Here is an 18,957-nt window from a genome sequence, read left to right on the forward strand (position 1 = left end):
ACTGTCTCCCTGGTGAAATAATATCCATTGAAAAAGCACAGGAAGACTGAGCCGGTGGTGATCGGCAGTCAACCCGAACCTTTTGTGGTGTTTGCACTGACGCCTTCGCGGGCAAGCCTCGCTCCTACAGGTCTTACACTAGCCCTGTAGGAGCGAGGCTTGCCCGCGAAGAGGCCCTCACCGACGCTAAAGAATTACAGGCCCTCCAACTCCGCCATCAGGTCATTGAGCCGATCCACCTTATCTTCGGTAATGTCGCTCGCCGCCAACCCGTCGATGTACTCGGCCAACTCCGCCACCGTGCTGCACTCGAACATCGCCCGCAACGGCACGTTGCGTTGCAGGGCTTTTTGCACCCGCGAGGCGATTTGCGTGGCCAGCAGCGAATGCCCGCCGAGCTCGAAGAAGTTGTCACGCACGCCGACCTTCTCGACCTTCAACACCTCGGCCCAAATATCGGCCAGGGTCTGTTCCAGTTCATTGCGCGGCGCCTGATAGTCCTGGCTCTGCAACTGGCCGATTTCCAGCGCCGGCAAGGCCTTGCGATCGAGTTTGCCGTTGGCGTTGAGCGGCAGCTTGTCGAGCCACAACCAGTGCAGCGGCACCATGTATTCCGGCAATTCAGCGCGCAGGCGTTGCTTGATGCGCTCCAGTCGTTCGTTCGGATTCAGCGCCGACTCCGCTGCGACCAGATAGCCGACCAAATGCTTGCCGTTGACGCCTTCCTGCACACCCACCGCCGCGTCGCGAACTTCCGGCTGCTCGTGCAGACGGGCTTCGATTTCACCCAGTTCGATGCGGTAACCGCGAATCTTCACCTGATGGTCGATGCGTCCGACGTATTCCAGCACGCCGTCACTGCGACGTCGGGCCAGGTCGCCGGTGCGATACAGGCGATCCCCCGGTGCGCCAAACGGGTTCGGCACAAACACCTGAGCGGTACGCAACGGATCGCTCACATAGCCACGTCCCACGCCGATGCCGGCCACGCACAACTCGCCCACCGCCCCCAACGGCACCAGTTCCAGCGCACCATCGAGCAGGTACAAACGGTTGTTATCCGTCGGCGTACCAATTGGCAAATAACTGCCGCGCGTCGAGGCCAGGTCGACGCGGAAGAACGCTACGTCGTCCGAGCATTCCGCCGGGCCATAGGCGTTCACCAAACCAATCTCCGGGTAACGCAGTAGCCATTGATGCGCCAGCTCCGGTGGCATCGCTTCACCGGTCGGCAGCATCCAGCGCAGGCCATCGAGGCTCATGCGGTCCTGGGCGAGCATGCCCTGAATCAGCGACGGCACGCTTTCCAGCACGGTGATGTCCTGGCTCTGAACGTGAGCCAACAAGCCTTGCGGATCGTGGGCGATGCTGTTCGGCACGATGTCCACGCGAGCGCCGAACAACGGCGCCGCGAGGAACTGCCAGACCGAAATGTCGAAGCTTTGCGAAGCGGTCTGGGCGATCACGTCGGCGTCGCTCAATTTCAGGTACGGCACCTTGCTCAACTGGTTATTGAGCATGCCGCGCTGCTCGACCATCACCCCCTTCGGCAGACCGGTGGAACCCGAGGTGTAAATCACGTAGGCGAGGTTGTCCGGGCCGCTGTAGATGCCCGGATTGGCCACCGAAACATCGCTCGCCTGCACGTCTTCCCAGACCAGCAATCGAGGTCGGTTGGCACAACCGAACTCTTCCAGCAGCGCGATGGCTTGTTCACGACACGCCTGGGTGCAGACCAGCAACGGCGTGCGGCTCAAGTCAATGATCCGGCTCAGGCGCTGACTCGGCAGGCCCGGGTCCAGCGGCAGGTAACCGGCACCGGCCTTGAAGCTGCCGATGATCATGCCCAGCAGATCAAGGTTACGTTCGGCGAGCAGCGCCACCGGTTGATCCAGGCTGACGCCGGCCGCAATCAGCGCATGGCCGAGACGGTTACTGCGCTGGTTCAACTCAACGTAGCTGTGTTGCTGATCCAGGCAACTGGCAGCAACTCGCTGCGGATGCTCGGCAACCTGCGCTTCAAACAATGAGACATAGCTCTGCTCCAGCGGGTATTCGCGTTCGCTCTGGTTGCAGCCATGGATCAGGAAGTCCTGTTCCTCGGTGCCCAGCAGCGGCAGGTCGGCCATGTCGCCATGGAAGCCTTCGACCAGTGCCAGCAGCAGGCGCTTGAATTCGCCGAGCATGCGCTCGACCGTGGATTCATCGAAATAACGCTGGTCGTAGGACAGGTGCAAGCCAAGGTCATCACCCGGATAACACACCGCCGTCAACGGGAAGTTGGTGTGGGTGCGGCCCGAATCCGAGGTGGCGTTGAGGCTTTGCGCACGGTCCAGTACCGAGACTTCCACCGGGGCGTTTTCGAACACGAACAGGCTGTCGAATAGCGGCTGACCTTTAGGCAGTTCGCTGTTTTCCTGGATGCTCACCAGCGGCAGGTATTCGTACTCGCGCAGTTGCATGTTGCTGTCGAGCAAACCACTGAGCCACTGCCGAACACTGCAACGCTGATCGTCCTCGGGCATTTTCACCCGCAGGGCGATGCTGTTGATGAACAACCCGACGGTGCGTTGCATCTCTGGCATTTCCACCGGCCGCCCGGCCACCGTGACGCCGAACAGCACGTCGCGATCACCGCTCAAGCGACGCAGTACCAGCGCCCATGCCGCCTGGGCGAAGGTGTTGATGGTCAGCTGATGGGCCTGGGCCAGTTCGCGCAATTGCGCACCATCGCGGGCATCGAGTCGGGTATAGCGGTCGCCGACGATCATGCCGCCGCTATCGCCGGCATGTTCACGCAGGAACGGCCGGTCGCTCGGAATCGGCGTGGTGCGCTCGAAACCTCGCAGGTTCTGCTGCCACCACTGCCGAGCTTCGGCCAGGCTCTGGCGTTGCAGCCAGCCGATGTAATCGCGATAACGCGGCGGCACAGCCAGTTGCGCTTCCCGGCCTTCGCCGAAGGCGGTGTAGATCTCGAAGAAATCGTTCATCAGCAGCGAACGGCACCAGGCATCGATGAGGATGTGGTGGTTGCTCATCATGAACCAGTAACGCGCCGCGCCCACGCGGATCAAGCGCAGGTGGAACGGTGCCTGGTTGAGTAAATCGAACCCGGCCTCACGCTCGCTTTTCAGCAGCGCCTGCAACTTCGGCTCTTGCTCGGTTTCGGCAATCGCGCTCCAGTCCAGATATTCGATCGGCGTGCCGCCCGGTTTGTGGATCACTTGCAGCATGTCTTCGCCGACGTTCCAGCAGAACGAGGCGCGCAAGGCTTCGTGTCGGGCGATCACCGCTTGCCAGGCCTGGGCGAAACGTTGCGGGTCGAGCTCACTGTTGATGCGATAGCGATCCTGCATGTAGTAGAGGCCGGTGCCCGGTTCCAGCAAGGTGTGCAGCAGCATGCCTTCCTGCATCGGGGTCAGCGGGTAGACGTCTTCGATCATCGCCGCCGGGACTGGCAATGCGTCGAGTTGCGGCTGAGTCAGTCTGGCCAGCGGGAAGTCCGACGGCGTCAGGCCGCCCGCGTTGTCGCTCAGGCAATGCTGGATCAGGCTTTGCAGTTCGCCCAGATACGCCTCTGCCAGTTCGTTGATGGTTTGCCGGTCGTGGCGTTCGGCGCTGAAGGTCCAGCGCAGCACCAACTCACCGCCGTAGACCTGACTGTCGACGCTCAGCTCGTTGGGCAGCGGCGCGTGTGGATCATGGGCCGCGCCCACCGGTTCATCGAGCGGACGGAACAGCGCATCACTGCCAAAGCTCTGGTCGAACTGACCCAGGTAATTGAAGGTGATCGGCGCCACCGGCAGCGCGGCCATGGTCTGACGGCACAGGCCATCGACCAGGTAACGCAGCACGCCATACCCCAAACCCTTGTGCGGCACAGCGCGCAGTTGTTCCTTGATCGCTTTGATCGACGCACCCTGCTCTGCCACAGGCGTCAAACGCAGCGGATAGGCGCTGGTGAACCAGCCAACGGTGCGGGTCAGGTCGATCTCGTCGAACAGGGTTTCGCGACCGTGGCCTTCGAGTTGAATCAACGCCGATTCGTGACCGCTCCAGCGGCACACCACACGGGCCAATGCGGTCAGCAGCAGGTCATTGACCTGAGTGCGATAGGCCGTCGGCGCCTGTTGCAGCAGTTGGCGGGTGCGCTCGCTGTCGAGGCGCACGCTGACGGTTTGCGCGTGACGATTTTGCTGACCACCCTGCGGACGATCACACGGCAGTTCAACGCTTGGGCCGGCCAGTTGCGCCTGCCACCAGCTCAATTCTTCACGCAGGGATTCGCTGCCAGCATAAGCCTGCAAGCGTGCGGCCCAGTCCTTGAAAGCACTGGTTTTCGATGGCAGTTTCACCGACTGTCGAGACTCCAGTTGCCGATAAACCGTTTGCAGATCGTCCAGCAGCACTCGCCACGACACCCCGTCCACCACCAGGTGGTGAATGGCAATGAACAGCCGTTGTTGCCCCTCAGGATCATCGACCAGCAGCGCCCGCATCAGCGGCCCTTGCTCAAGGTCGAGACTGCGCTGGGCATCGGCGAACAGCGCCACGCATTTGTCTATGGCCGGCACTTTCACCTGCCACAGCACTGCAACGTCGGAGACCGTCTGGTGCTCGGCCTGCCAATGGCCGTCAACGTCGGTGAAACGTAACCGCAAGGCGTCGTGCTGTTCGATCACCGCCAGCAGCGCTTGCTCCAGGCGATGCGGATCGAGCGCCACGGTCGGCTCCAGCAGCAACGCCTGGTTCCAGTGTTGACGCTGCGGGATTTCAGTGTCGAAGAACCAGTGCTGAATCGGCGTCAGACGCGATTCACCGCTCAGCAGGCCTTGCTCGGCGGTGACCTGCTCGGTGCGGGTTGCGACGGCGGCCAGCGTCTGCACGGTCTGGTGCTGGAACAGGTCGCGCGGGCTGAAGTGGATGCCCTGCTGCCGTGCACGGCTGACCACCTGAATCGACAGAATCGAATCGCCGCCCAGTTCGAAGAAGTTATCGTTGAGGCCGACCTGCTGGACGTTCAGCACTTCGCACCAGATGCCGGCCAGAGTCAGTTCAAGTTCATTGCTCGGCGCCACGTACTGCTGACGATTCAACTCCGGGTCCGGCGCCGGCAGTGCGCGACGATCGAGTTTGCCGTTGGCGGTCAGGGGCATGCTGGCCAGCAGGATCAAGTGCGTCGGCACCATGTAATCCGGCAACTGCGATTTGAGGTGCGCCTTCAACGCTTCGCGCAATGCAGTTTGTTGCGCTTCATCCTGTTCGGCGACGTGGGTGACCAGGTAGCCGACCAATTGCTTGCCGCTCGGTGCATCGAGGGCCAGAACGACAGCTTCACGGATCGACTCATGTTCCAGCAGACGGGTTTCGATCTCGCCCAGTTCGATGCGGAAACCACGGATCTTCACTTGATGGTCAATCCGGCCGAGGTACTCGACCAGACCATCGGCGCGCTGACGGACAAGGTCGCCGGTGCGATACAAACGTCCGCCATTCGCTGCAAAAGGATCGGCGACAAAACGTTCGGCAGTCATGCCCGGACGCTGGTGATACCCCTGCGCCAGACCGGCACCACCGACGTACAACTCGCCCGTCGCGCCTTGCGGCACCAACGCCAGATCGGCGTCGAGGATGTACGCCACCCGAGCGCCGATCACGCTGCCGATCGGCACGCTGCCCAGCCCCTCCTCCAATTGCTCGGGCGCCAGGCTGGCGAGCGGCATGACCACGGTTTCGGTCGGGCCGTAAGCGTTGAAAAACAGGCTCGGTTTGAACGCCGCGCGAATCCGTTGCAAGTGTTCGCCGGTCAACGCCTCGCCGCCGGTGATGCACATGCGCACCGGCAGGGTTTCGCCCTGGGTCGCCAGCCATTGCGCCAACTGGCTGCCGTAGCTTGGGGTGAAACCAAGAATGTTGATGTTATGACGGCGAATCAGCCCGCAGATTTCTTGCGCATCCCACTGGCCTTGCGCACGCAGGACCACCTGCGCACCGCTCAACAGCGGCACCAGCAGACGCTCGGTCGCGGCATCGAAGTTGATCGAGTAGAAGTGCAATTCGCAGTCGTCCGAACGCATGCCGAAGCGCTCGATCACAGCACGGCAGTGCATGGCGATTTCACCGTGGGACACCACCACGCCTTTCGGTTTGCCGGTGGAGCCCGAGGTGTAAATCAGGTACGCCTGATGTTGCGGCAGGCTGATAAACGGCAGCTCAGTGGCCGGGTAATTGGCCAGTTCGACAGCATTTTCTTCCAGGCACCAGCGGCCGACGCTGGCCGGCAACTCACCGAGGGCCGCGAACATCGCCGCATCGCTGAGCAGCACACCGATGCCGCTGTCTTCGATCATGTAGTGCAAGCGATCCAGCGGGTATTCCGGGTCCAGCGGCACATAGGCGCCGCCCGCCTTGAGGATCGCCAGCAGACCAATGACCATCTCCAGCGAACGCTCCAGCGCCAAACCGACCCGCACCTGCGGCCCGACACCGCGCTCGCGCAGCATCCAGGCCAGACGATTGGCGCGGCTGTCGAGCTCGGCGTAGCTCAGGGTTTGCCCGGCGAACGTCAGGGCCGGTGCGTCCTTGCGCACCAGCGCCTGTTCGGCGAACAGGTGATGGATGCATTGATCGAGGCGATGCTCGCCCGGCTCAATGCCGAGACTGCCGAGCAGGTTTTGCTGTTCAGTGGCTTCCAGCAACGGCAGTTCGCTGAGGCGTTGCTGCGGGTCACTCAGCAACGCTGCCAGCAGGTTGCGCCAGTGCCCGGCCATGCGCGCAATGCGCGGCTCATCGAACAAATCGGTGCTGTAGGTCAGGCAGCAACCGAGGCGATGGTCGAGGTCGGTGACTTCCAGGTTGAGGTCGAACTTGGTCGCTCGCGCATCGTTGGCCAGGTACTCGACAGTCATCCCGGCCAGGGTGCGACTCTGCTGGAATTCCCAGCGCTGCACGTTGCACATCACCTGGAACAGCGGGTTGTACGCAGCACTGCGGGGCGGCTGCAAGGCTTCCACCAAATGATCGAACGGCAGGTCCTGATGGGACTGGCCTTCAATCACCGTGTGGCGAACCTGCTCGAACAACTCGCCGACAGACATCTGCCCGTCGAGCTGGCAACGCAGCACTTGGGTGTTGAGGAACGCGCCAATCAACCCTTCACTTTCCGGGCGAATACGGTTGGCTACCGGCGCACCAATGCGCAGATCGGTCTGGCCACTGTAGCGGTAAAGCAGCACCGCCAGCGTGGCAGTCATGGTCATGAACAGGGTCAGACCGTTGTCTGCGTTGAAGGCACGGACCCGCGCCGCGAGATCATCGCTGAGGTCAAAGCGGAACAGTTCACCCTGATGGCTTTGTACCGGCGGACGCGGACGATCGGCCGGCAATTCCAGCAGCGGATGTTCGCGGCCCAGTTGCGCGGTCCAGTAATCGAGCTGGCGCTGACGTTCGCCGGACTCCAGCCACTGACGCTGCCACACGCTGTAATCCAGGTACTGCACCGGTAGCGGTTGCAGCGGTGATTCGCGATCATCGACGAACGCTTCATAGAGCGCGCTCAGTTCCCGGGCGAAGATGTCCATCGCCCAACCTTCGGTGACGATGTGATGCAGGGTCAGGACGAAGTAATGCTCCTGCTCGGCAGTCTTGACCAGGCAAGCACGCAACAGCGGTCCGGTTTCCAGATCGAAAGGCTTATGGGCTTCGTCATCGGCCAGTTGCTGTACCCGTTGTTCACGGGTGTCGAGCGCCAGCGCGGAAAAATCCTTCCAGTCCATGCGCAGGCCGGTGTCCGGATGAACCTGTTGCCGGGCCACGCCGTCGATGCTCGGGAACGTCGTACGCAGGGTTTCGTGACGGATGATCAGCGCTTGCAGCGCCGCTTCGAAACGCCCGACATCCAGCACACCGCGCAACCGCGCCATGCCGCCGACGTTGTAGGCCGGGCTGTCCGGCTCCATCTGCCAGAGGAACCACATGCGTTGCTGGGAATAGGACAGTGGCACCGGTTGGCTGCGGTCGACCTTCTCGATCGGTGGCTGTTTGTTGGTTTTACCGCTGGCCTGGATCAAGCGAACCTGCTCGGCAAAAGCGCCCAGTTCGCTGTTCTCGAACAGCGTGCGCAGCGGTAACTCGACATCGCAGGCCTGGCGGGCGCGGGAGATGATTTGGGTGGCCAACAGCGAATGGCCGCCGAGGGCGAAGAAGTCATCGCGCAAGCCGATCTGTGTTTGGCCCAGCACTTCACGCCAGATGCCGGCGATTTGTTGCTCAAGGGCAGTGACGGGTTCGACGTGCTCACGGACTTGCCACTGAGGTTCCGGCAAGGCGCGACGGTCGAGTTTGCCGCTCGGGCTTAGCGGCATTTCGTCCAGACGCATGAGTTGCGCCGGGACCATGTATTCCGGCAGCTCGGCGGCCAGTGCGGCTTTCAGGCGGGTGGTTTGAGCATCGATGGTTTCACTGGTTTCAGTGGCGGTGTAGTAACCGATCAACTGTCCGCCGGCCGCCGTTTCGCGCACCAGCACCACCGCTTGGGCGACTCCGGACTGCGCCAACAGACGCGCTTCGATTTCTTCCGGTTCGACACGAAAACCACGCAGTTTGACTTGCTGATCGAGACGTCCGAGGTATTCGATCACGCCATCAGCGGTCCAGCGCGCACGGTCACCGGTGCGGTACAGACGTGCGCCCTGCTCGCCCAGCGGATCGACCACAAAGCGTTCCGCAGTCAGAGCCGGGCGACCCAGATAGCCACGGGCCAAACCGATACCGCTGATGCACAGCTCACCCGGCACACCGACCGGTACCGGATTGAGGTCGCTGTCGAGTACTCGGCACAGCACGTTGCCCAATGGCCGGCCAATCGGCGAGCGCTCGCCATCGGCCGTTGTGCAATGCCAATGGGTGACGTTGATCGCCGTTTCGGTCGGGCCATAGCGATTGTGCAGTTGCACTGCCGGCAAGTGTTCCAGCACGCGATTGCGCAGTTCGGCGGGCAAGGCTTCGCCGCCGGAGAACAGTCGGCGCAGACTGGTGCATTCGGCGCTGAGCGGTTCGTCGATGAACAACGAAAGCAGCGGTGGCACGAAGTGCAGCGTGGTCACGCCGTACTGCTGGACAAGCTGCGCGATGCGATGCGGATCGCGGTGTTCACCGGGGCCGGCGATCAGCAGGCGGCACCCGGTGATCAGCGGCCAGAAGCACTCCCATACCGACACGTCGAAGCTGATTGGCGCTTTTTGCATCAGCACATCGGTTTGGTTCAGACGGTAGGTGGCTTGCATCCATTGCAGCCGTTCAGCGAGGGCCGCGTGAGTATTGCCAACGCCCTTCGGCTGACCGGTGGAACCGGAGGTGTAAATCACGTAGGCCAGGTTGTCGCCATGCAGGTGCAGACCGGGCGCATGGCTTGGCCAGTTCTCCAGATGCAGGGCATCCATGGCAATCACGCTGACGCCATCGGTGGCCGGCAAGCGATCGAGCAACCCGGTTTGGGTCAGCAGCAACTCGACGCCACTGTCGCTGAGCATGTAGGCCAGGCGCTCGGCCGGGTAGTCCGGGTCCAGCGGCACGTAAGCGCCACCGGCCTTGATGATCGCCAGCAAGCCAATCAACAACTGCGGCGAACGCTCGGCGGCGATGGCCACGCACACGTCCGGGCCGACGCCTTTGTCGCGCAGGTAATGCGCCAGGCGGTTGGCCTGGGTGTGCAGTTCGGCAAAATCCAGGCTGCCACCCTCCCACAGCAGCGCGGTGCGCTCCGGGGTCTGGCGCGCTTGTTCGTTGAGCAACTCAGGCAGCCATTGACTGGCCGGTGTGCAGGGTGCGGCGCTCCAGGCGGATTGCTGATCGTGTTCACTCGGGGTCAGCAGTTGCAGGTCGCCGATAGCGGCTTTCGGTTGCTCACAAATGGCTCGCAGCAGGTTGCTGAAATGCTCGGCCAGACGCTCGATGGTCGCGACGTCGAACAGCTCGCTGGCGTAGTCGAACGACAGGCTCAGGCGACCATGGCGGTCTTCTTCACTGTGCAATTGCAGATCGAACTTGGCTTCGCGACTGTGCCACGGCAGCTCTTCGGCGAGCAGTCCCGGCAAGCGGCGCAGCGCAGTGAGATCCCGTTGCTGGTGGTTGAACATGACCTGGAACAGACCTTGTTCGCGGGCCTGCGGGAAGGCTTCGAGCAGTTGTTCGAACGGCAGGTCCTGATGCGCTTGCGCGCCCAACGCGGCTTGACGGGTTTGCGCCAGCAACTCAACGAACGGCAGTCGCGAATCCACCTCGGCACGCAGCACCTGGGTGTTGATGAAGAAGCCGATCAGCCCTTGGGTTTCCAGGCGCGGACGGTTGGCATTTGGCACGCCGACACGGATGTCGCGTTGACCGCTGTAGCGATGCAACAGGCTCTGGAATGCCGCGAGCAACAGCATGAACGGGGTCGATTCATGGGCCTGGGCGGTCTGGCGAATGGCATCGCTCAGGCTCGCATCCAGACGCAGCGTGTGACGGGCGGCGCTGTGAGTGTGTTGCGCCGAGCGCGGATGATCGGTGGCCAGGCTCAGGGTCGGATGATCAACGCCCAACTGTTCTTTCCAGTAAGCGAGTTGACGCTCACCCTCCCCTTGCGCCAACCACTGGCGCTGCCAACTGCCATAGTCGGCGTATTGCGTCAGCAACGCTGGAAGGCTGACGGTTTGGCCTTGAGAGCTTGCTGCGTACAGGCGCGAAAATTCGTCGATCAGCACGCTCATCGACCAGCCGTCGGCGATGATGTGGTGCATCGTCACCAACAGTTGATGGTCCTCATCGCCGAGGCGCACCAGGGTCACCCACAGCAGCGGGCCTTTTTCCAGATCGAACTGGGTGCGGGCTTCGTCCTCGCGAATTTGCTGCGCGCGGGCTTCACGCTCGGCGGCTGGCAGGTCGCTGATGTCGATCACTTGCAGGTTGAATTCGCCGGCAGCAATGACCTGTTGCAGGGCTACGCCATCACGTTCGAAGAACCTAGTGCGCAGGGATTCGTGACGCTCGATCAGTTGTTGGAAACTGGCGCGCAAGGCGTCTTCGTCCAGTTCGCCGCGCAGGCGCAAGGCACCGGGAATGTTGTAGGCGCTGCTCTGCGGGTCGAGTTGCCAGGTGATCCACAGACGGTTTTGTGCCAGGGATTGCGGCATGGCGTCACTGCGCGACAGCGTGGTGATCGCGCCTTGAGCCTGGCCGCCATCCTGTTGTTGCCGGACGATCGCGGCAGCGAATGCGCCAAGGGTCGGCGCTTCGAACAACAGGCGCAGATTCAGTTCCAGTCCCAACTCTTCACGCAGGCGTGCGACCACTTGGGTGGCGGCGATAGAGTTGCCGCCGAGCAGGAAGAAGTGATCATCGGCACTGACCTGCTTGACCTGCAATTGCTCGCACCAGAGCTGGCCGATCAACGTTTGCAGCTCAGAGCCCGATTCAGTTTCGGATGGGTTGGCGATATCTGCCGACGGGAACAGCGCATAGCTGTCGAGGCTGCCATCGGCCAGGCGATTGCGGCACGCCGAGCGTTGCAACTTGCCGCTGGACGTCTTCGGCAGCGCCCCCGGATTGAGCAATACCACCACGCTCGGCGCTTCCTGATATGCCTCGGCCACCGCTTGACGGATGGCTTTGATCAGCGCCTCGGGCGGCAGGATTTTCTGCACGCTGCGGCTGATTTCCGCGGCGATGCCAATGCCTTCCTGCCCCGCGACGTTGACCGCGAACGCGGCCACGCGACCTTTGCGCACCACCTCCACTTCACGCTCGATGGTCTGCTCGATGTCCTGCGGATAGAGGTTGTGACCGCGAACGATCAGCATGTCTTTCAGGCGCCCGGTGATGAACAGCTCACCGTCACCCAAAAAGCCCAGGTCGCCGGTGCGCAGCCAGGTGCGGCCGGCGTGCTGGACGAACGTTTTGGCCGTGGCTTCAGGGTTGCGCCAGTAGCCATGGGCGATGCTCGGCCCGGTGGCCCAGACTTCACCGATCGCGTTGTCGGCGAGTTCTTCGAGCGATACGGAATCGACAATCAGCACCGCGTGATCCGGCTGGCTGACGCCGCAACTCATGATCGGACTGCCATCGCCCGGTTCGGCTCGGTTCTGCGCCAAGGCCTGATCATCCACACGCAATGCCGGGATGCCCTGACCACGCGGGCTGCCGGCAACGAACAGCGTGGCTTCCGCCAGGCCGTAAGAGGCCATGAAGTTGTCCGAGGTAAAGCCACAGGCCGCGAACTTCTCGGCGAAGCGTTCCAGGGTGTCGAGGCGAATCGGTTCGGAACCGGAATACGCCACGCGCCAGCCGCTCAGGTCGAGGCGTTCCAGCGCCGATTCGCTGACCCGTTCGCTGCACAGTCGATAGGCGAAGTCCGGCCCGCCGCTGATGGTGCCGCCGTATTCGCTGATCGCCTCCAGCCAGCGCAATGGTCGGCCGAGGAAGTAGGCCGGCGACATCAACACGCACGGCACGCCGCTGAAAATCGGCTGCAACAGGCCGCCGATCAAGCCCATGTCGTGGTACAGCGGCAACCAACTGACGATCACGTCGTCGGGGTTCAGATCGATGCCGAATCCGTGGCGAATCAGCAGCTCGTTGGCCACCAGGTTGCCGTGACTGACTTGCACGCCTTTAGGCAATGCCGTGGAACCGGAGGTGTATTGCAGGAAGGCGATGTGATCGCCTTGCAAGTCCGGCGCGACCCAGCGTTCGGCCAGGGCACTGTCGAGGGTGTCGACACACAGCAGCGGCGGCGCCTCGTTGATTTGCAGCAACGCGTCGCGCTGATCGGCGCTGGTCAACAGCAAGCGCGGCTCGGCATCGCTAATGATCGACAGCAAACGTTCCTGGTGATGCCGACGGGTCGATTCAGGCGGATAGGCTGGCACCGCAATTACACCGGCGTACAGACAGCCAAAAAACGCCGCGACGTAATCCGGGCCGCTGGGGAACAGCAATACCGCGCGATCGCCGAACGACGTCTGGGCCTGCAACGCACCGGCAATGGTTCGCGCCCGCTGATCGAGCTCACGATAACTGAGCACCACAGCCTGATCCTGGGTTTCGGCGAGAAAACGCAAGGCCACCCGGTCCGGCGTCAGGGCCGCGCGGCGCTGAAGGGCTTGGACCAGTGTGCTAGGGAGTTCGAACGCGTCGGTCATGAGGTTTCCTGCCTGAATTCGGCTTGCAAGTGGAATCGGTTTTCGTACGTCACGCCCGCTCATGGGCATGCAGGACGCGGTCTTCACCGACCGCGCAAGGCTTGGGAATGCTGTTTTGGCCGGGGCTTGCGCCCGGAACCATTCACCAATGAGAACGGATGAGGTCTTGAAATAATTAGTCGCCAGGCTTGAGCGCCAGCAGGCTTGCGGTCAGTAGGTGAGTCAGCGTGTCGCAGTTCGCACTCCGCTCTTTTGTGGAGCATTAATTCTATTTCTCAATTGACAATCATTATCATTAAGAATAATTTGTCGCTCGATGTGTAGGACGACGCCGATCCCCCTGTCGCCCCACGACCCCATTTGCAGCAAGGTGATTTCCAATGACGGAACAAGTATCCACAAGCAGGTGCGATTCACCGCTACTTCAGGCCTTCGTCGACAACCGACTGATTCTGGTCAAGATTGCCGCCCGCATCACCGGTTGCCGATCACGCGCCGAAGACGTGGTGCAGGATGCGTTCTTCCGGCTGCAATCGGCGCCGCAGATCACATCGTCAATCAAGGCGCAGCTCAGCTATCTGTTCCAGATCGTGCGTAACCTGGCGATCGATCATTACCGCAAGCAGGCGCTGGAGCAGAAGTATTCGGGCCCGGAAGAGGAAGGTCTGAATGTGGTGATTCAGGGCGCTTCGCCGGAAACCTCGCACATGAATTTCTCGACCCTGGAAAACATTGCCGATGCGCTGACGGAGCTGCCCAGCCGTACCCGTTACGCCTTCGAGATGTACCGCCTGCACGGCGTACCGCAAAAAGACATCGCCAAGGAACTCGGCGTCTCGCCAACCCTGGTGAACTTCATGATTCGTGACGCGCTGGTGCATTGCCGCAAGGTGTCGGGCAATCGTGCGGATACCTTTGCTCGTCGTTAAAAGCTTCGCGGGCAAGCCTCGCTCCTACAGGATTGTGTCGATTACATTATTTGTGAACGACACAATCCTGTAGGAGCGAGGCTTGCCCGCGAAGACTGACTCAAGACCGCAACAGACCTTGAGCCATACACCTCACACCAACGAACACCGATCAAAAAACCGCTCACGCCCCAGCATCATCAGCGCCGCGCGCTTGTGCGGGAAGTCGAACTCTTTTTCGCAGTGGAAACACTGATTGTGCATATGCCCGATCATCTTCGCGTTATCGGCGCGAGGCTCGGCGACCACCCGTTGGGTGCGTGGATCATCGAGAAACAGGTAGTGCACCAGCGCCGATAGCCAACTCGCCACCTTATGCGGGCCGCGGTGATGTTCTTCGCCCACCAGCATGTGAATGCCACGGTCGTAATCGCCAGCGTCATAGAACGGCGCAATACGATCTTCCTTGGCCCAATAGGCTTCGAAATAGGCAAACGGCTGATCATCGAAGCAACCGATCAGCGTCAAGGTGTGCGGGTCGGCTTCGAGCTTGCTCAGGTATTCGCGATGCTTCTCGAGACCGCCCTCCTCCTGCCAGAAATTCGCCACCCGCGGGCTATTCTGCCAGCGGTTGAAACGCGCCAGGTCATGCTCGATTTCTACCGTGCGCAGGGAGACCCACGCACCAAGTCGCGCATCGAAGCGTCGATACACCTCACCACGGGGTTTCACCGCACGCAATGGATGGCGCTTGCCGCCACTGATGACCATTTGCTGCGGATAGCTGCCAGTGCGCGACTCCCCCAGCCAAGGCTGGGGCAATTGCCAGAACAGCGTGCGTTCGCAGCGATACTGGCCGGTGACTTCGGTCGCGATCAGCAATCCGCTGAGCAAGGCTTCGGTGGGCACGTCATCGAGGTGCCAGGTCAGACGCTGACACGCCGCATCACGGGCAAACAGCCAATAACAGGCCGCCCAGAATGCCTGACCGTCAGGACGGCCGAAACGCTCCTCCAGCCGCAGATGCAACTCCGGCTCGCGGGTCAGCCGCAGTTCGATCAACGGCTGCCCTTGCAGGCTGAGGCTCAGGCGGCTGGCGGTTTCATCGGCTACAAGACAGTTACCTGACGGCAAGGCCAGGGTGGTCAGGTCATTCAGATTGGACATGGGTGGGGCTCACGGTAATCGTCGACAGTTCAACGATGTGACGTGAGCCGGGGAGGGAAATTTAAGCGCAGTCGCCAAATACACGTCTCATGGCACTAATCAGGGGCACGAATCAGGGTTTGCCCACCGGCACCAGGGCAATTTTGTAGGGGTCGAAAATCTTCAGCATCTGGCCGTTGTTCCGCAGGCCTTGCAGTAACTTGCTAAACGCTTCACCGGTAATCGGCGCCTGCGGGCGAATCAGCGCGTAATGGTGATAGACCTGATCGATGCGCTGCGAGACCAGCAATTGCTCGCCGACTTTCTCGTTACGCAGCAGATAATCGCTCAGGTAGGAGCGAGTCACCAAGGCAATGTCCGCTCGTCCACGCAGCACCATCAGCAGGTTGCTGTCGTGGGAATAAGTCAGCGTGGCCTTGTAGGTGTCGGCCAGATACTTGGGATCGGCATTGAAACTGGCAAACTCGTAGTGATAGCCGCTGTACAGCGCCAGACGCTTGCCCTTCAGGTCCTTGAAGTAATTCTCATCGCGACCGGGTTGCTTCTGCGCGACAAAGATTTCTGCATCTTCCAGGCCCATGTCGACGAGGGTATGCGCAATGTCCTTCCAGCCCCAGTCCGGGTTCTCGAAAATCGCCATATCGACCCGGCCTTCCTTGAAGTCATTGAAACGCCGGGGAATGGAGGTGGGCACCAGCACAAACTGATAGTCGGTTTGCAACTGATTCAGCGCTTCCACCAGTTGCGGCAACAGACCGGTGTCGGCACCGGACTCCGGGCGCACGGTATAGGGTGGAAAATGGGCGGCACCGACCCGCACCTGTTGCGCGGCCTGAGATGGCAACACCCAGCACACCGCAAGCGCCGCCAGCAAAAGCCGCGACACCATTCGAATTGGCGAAGACTTCAAAACAGCACACTCCCCAAAAAAAACTCATCAATGCATACAAACTAGGCGGTTTCGTCAACTTAGCCAGTTTCTTGCCGAGATAGACGGCTTATTGCCGTTCTTCAAGCACCAGAATCAGCGCTTCATCGGCCAATTGATCGAGGCTCATGCTGCCATCGGCACGAAACCAGGTGGTGGTCCAGGACAACGCACCCGTCAGGAAACGGCGAGTGATGAACACGTCGCCACGGATAAAACCGGCGTCCTTGGCCTCGCCCAGCACCTGCAGCCAGATGTCTTCATAAATATCACGCAGCGCCAGAACCTGCGCCTGGCCTTCTGCTGACAGCGAGCGCCACTCATACACCAGCACCGCCATGGCCTCGCCGCTGCCGCCCATGATCGACTGTAATTCGCAGCGAATCAGCGCCAACACCCGCTCGCGCACACTGCCAGCCTCGGCCAAGGCTGCGCGCATCAATGCGGTATTGTAGCGAATGGTTTCCTCCATCACTGCCCGCAGGATCTCATCCTTGCTTTTGAAGTGATGAAAAATACTGCCTGATTGAATACCCACCGCACTGGCCAGATCACGCACGGTGGTGCGTTCATAACCTTTGTTGCGAAACAGGTGAGCAGCCACTTGCAGCAGTTTGCCGCGGGCGCTGTCCGGGTCGGTCAATTGGCCACTGTCGACCAACTCGCGCATCACCCTCAGGGCTTTTTGCTCGTCCACCCGTTCTCTCCTACAGTCGATCAATCAATTGCGCCGCTGCCCGCTAAAACAGCGGGGTTGCGCGGGCAATTTAAGCTGGCGGAGGCGACCAAGCAAGCGCTTGGGCAGAAGATAGTTCAGGCGTTTACAAACCAAGCGCTTGCTTGGTAGTCTCGAAGCACTGCTGTCGGAGGTGGCTATGGAGTTGACTGTGCCTAAAACAATCCGCATCGGGTGCGCCAGCGCATTCTGGGGCGACACCTCGACCGCCGCCGCGCAACTGGTGGAAGGCGGGCGGCTGGACTATCTGGTGTTCGATTATCTGGCCGAAATCACAATGTCGATCATGGCCGGGGCGCGGATGAAAGATCCGGGGGCCGGCTACGCCAGCGACTTCATCGAAGTCCTCAGTCCCCTCCTCAACCAGCTCGCGGAACAGAAGATCCGCGTCATCAGCAATGCCGGCGGCGTCAATCCACAGGCTTGCGCCGCGGCCCTGCAAACGGCCTGCGATAAAGCCGGGGTAGCGCTGAAGATCGCCGTGCTGTCGGGTGACGATTTGCAATCTCAGTTCAAACGCCTGAGCAGCCTTGGCCTCCATGAGATGTTCAGTGGCGCGCCCCTGCCGCCGATGTGCGTGTCGACCAACGCCTACCTCGGCGCGCCGGGCATTGTCGAAGCCCTGCGTCTGGGCGCCGACATTGTGATTACCGGGCGCGTGGTCGACAGCGCCGTGGTCAGCGCCGCGCTGGTGCATGAGTTCGGCTGGTCGTGGCACGACTACGACAAACTCGCCCAGGCTGCATTGGCCGGGCACCTCATTGAATGTGGTGCCCAATGCACCGGCGGCAATTTCACCGATTGGCGCGACGTTCCCGATTACGAACATATCGGTTTTCCGATCGTCGAAGTCGGCGCCGACGGCCAGTTTATCGTCAGCAAACCCGACGGTTCCGGTGGTCTGGTCACGCCCCTGACAGTGGGCGAGCAGATGCTTTATGAAATCGGCGACCCGCAGGCCTATCTGCTGCCTGACGTGGTGTGCGATTTCAGTCAGGTCAAACTTGTGCAACAAGGCAAAAACGCAGTTCAGGTGCATGGCGCAAAAGGTTTGCCGCCGACCGATCAATACAAGGTCAGCGCCACGTATCCGGATGGTTTCCGCTGTACCGCCAGCTGCCTGATCGCCGGGATCGATGCCGTGGCCAAGGCCCGACGGGTCAGCCAGGCGATCATCAACAAGACCTCGGAAATCTTCAGCCAGCGCGGCTGGGCGCCCTACAGTGAAGTGAACATCGAACTGCTGGGCAGCGAAGCCACTTATGGCCCGCATGGCCAGCGCCAGGACAGCCGCGAAGTGGTGATCAAACTCGCCGTGCGCCACCCAAGTAAACAGGCCTTGATTCTGTTTTCCCGGGAAATCGCCCAGGCCGCCACCGGCATGGCGCCGGGGTTGACCGGGATCGTCGGCGGGCGGCCGACGGTGTACCCGCTGATCCGGTTGTTTTCGTTCCTGATCGGCAAAACTGCCTGCACCCTGCAAATCGACCTCGCCGGTGAGCACCACCCGTGCGCCCTGCCCGCCCTCGATGTACTCGACCCGGATGACTTGCCGCTACCGTTCGATCCACCCCAACCCACAGAACGCGCCGACGCCAGCGTGGCCCTGATCAAACTCGCCGTGGCGCGCTCCGGCGACAAGGGCAATCACAGTAATATCGGCGTCATGGCCCGCCATCCCGACTACCTGCCGTGGATCGCCGAAGCGCTGACACCTGAGGTGATGGTCGACTGGATGAGCCATGTCCTCGATCCGATCCACGGGCGTGTCGAACGCTGGTATTTACCCGGTACTCAGAGCTTTAATTTTCTTCTGGAGAACGCACTCGGCGGCGGTGGCGTGGCCAGCCTGCGGATCGATCCGCAAGGCAAGGCGTTCGCCCAACAACTGCTGGATATCCAGATTCCGGTGCCGCAGCGCATCGCCGATCAGGTCTAGGGGGCGTTCTCAATTAGTTTCCCCGCCGCGCCGGGTCTGCTGTTGTGCAGGGCAAGGCGCGAGAAGCGTAGTTTGGTCATTCCAAATAAGCTTCGAGCAAC

General features: G+C 61.4%; 6 protein-coding genes. 2 read left to right on the plus strand and 4 right to left on the minus strand.

The window, feature by feature from the left end:
* Window positions 1-194: 194 nt before the first annotated feature.
* Window positions 195-13,178 carry a non-ribosomal peptide synthetase gene (locus tag PMI30_RS00215; RefSeq protein ID WP_008015245.1) on the minus strand — a complete coding sequence of 4,328 codons (12,984 nt, stop codon included), beginning with the start codon at window positions 13,176-13,178 and terminating at the stop codon, window positions 195-197.
* A gap of 380 nt (window positions 13,179-13,558) precedes the next feature.
* Here PMI30_RS00215 and PMI30_RS00210 point away from each other — a divergent pair, with 380 nt between their 5' ends.
* Window positions 13,559-14,107: an RNA polymerase factor sigma-70 gene (locus PMI30_RS00210; protein WP_007894994.1), complete on the plus strand. Its 549-nt coding sequence runs from the start codon at window positions 13,559-13,561 to the stop codon at window positions 14,105-14,107.
* 132 nt (window positions 14,108-14,239) lie between these two features.
* Here the strand turns inward: PMI30_RS00210 and PMI30_RS00205 are convergent, their stop codons facing one another.
* The 3 genes from PMI30_RS00205 to PMI30_RS00195 all read right to left on the minus strand — a co-directional run bounded on the left by PMI30_RS00205 (window position 14,240) and on the right by PMI30_RS00195 (window position 16,878).
* Complete coding sequence (locus PMI30_RS00205; RefSeq protein WP_008015246.1) at window positions 14,240-15,253, minus strand: GNAT family N-acetyltransferase; 1,014 nt, start codon at window positions 15,251-15,253, stop codon at window positions 14,240-14,242.
* Between the two features lie 112 nt (window positions 15,254-15,365).
* Complete coding sequence (locus PMI30_RS00200; protein ID WP_032836334.1) at window positions 15,366-16,142, minus strand: substrate-binding periplasmic protein; 777 nt, start codon at window positions 16,140-16,142, stop codon at window positions 15,366-15,368.
* A 109-nt stretch (window positions 16,143-16,251) separates the two neighbouring features.
* The gene (locus PMI30_RS00195) at window positions 16,252-16,878 is read right to left on the minus strand and encodes a TetR/AcrR family transcriptional regulator (protein WP_008015249.1); all 627 of its coding nucleotides are present in this window, start codon (window positions 16,876-16,878) and stop codon (window positions 16,252-16,254) included.
* A 190-nt stretch (window positions 16,879-17,068) separates the two neighbouring features.
* Between PMI30_RS00195 and PMI30_RS00190 the strand changes: the two genes are divergently transcribed.
* On the plus strand, window positions 17,069-18,856 hold the full coding sequence (locus PMI30_RS00190; RefSeq protein ID WP_162130616.1) for an acyclic terpene utilization AtuA family protein: 1,788 nt from the start codon (window positions 17,069-17,071) through the stop codon (window positions 18,854-18,856).
* The last annotated feature ends 101 nt before the right edge of the window (window positions 18,857-18,957 follow it).

It is taken from the genome of Pseudomonas sp. GM50 (genome assembly GCF_000282375.1).
GTDB lineage: Bacteria > Pseudomonadota > Gammaproteobacteria > Pseudomonadales > Pseudomonadaceae > Aquipseudomonas.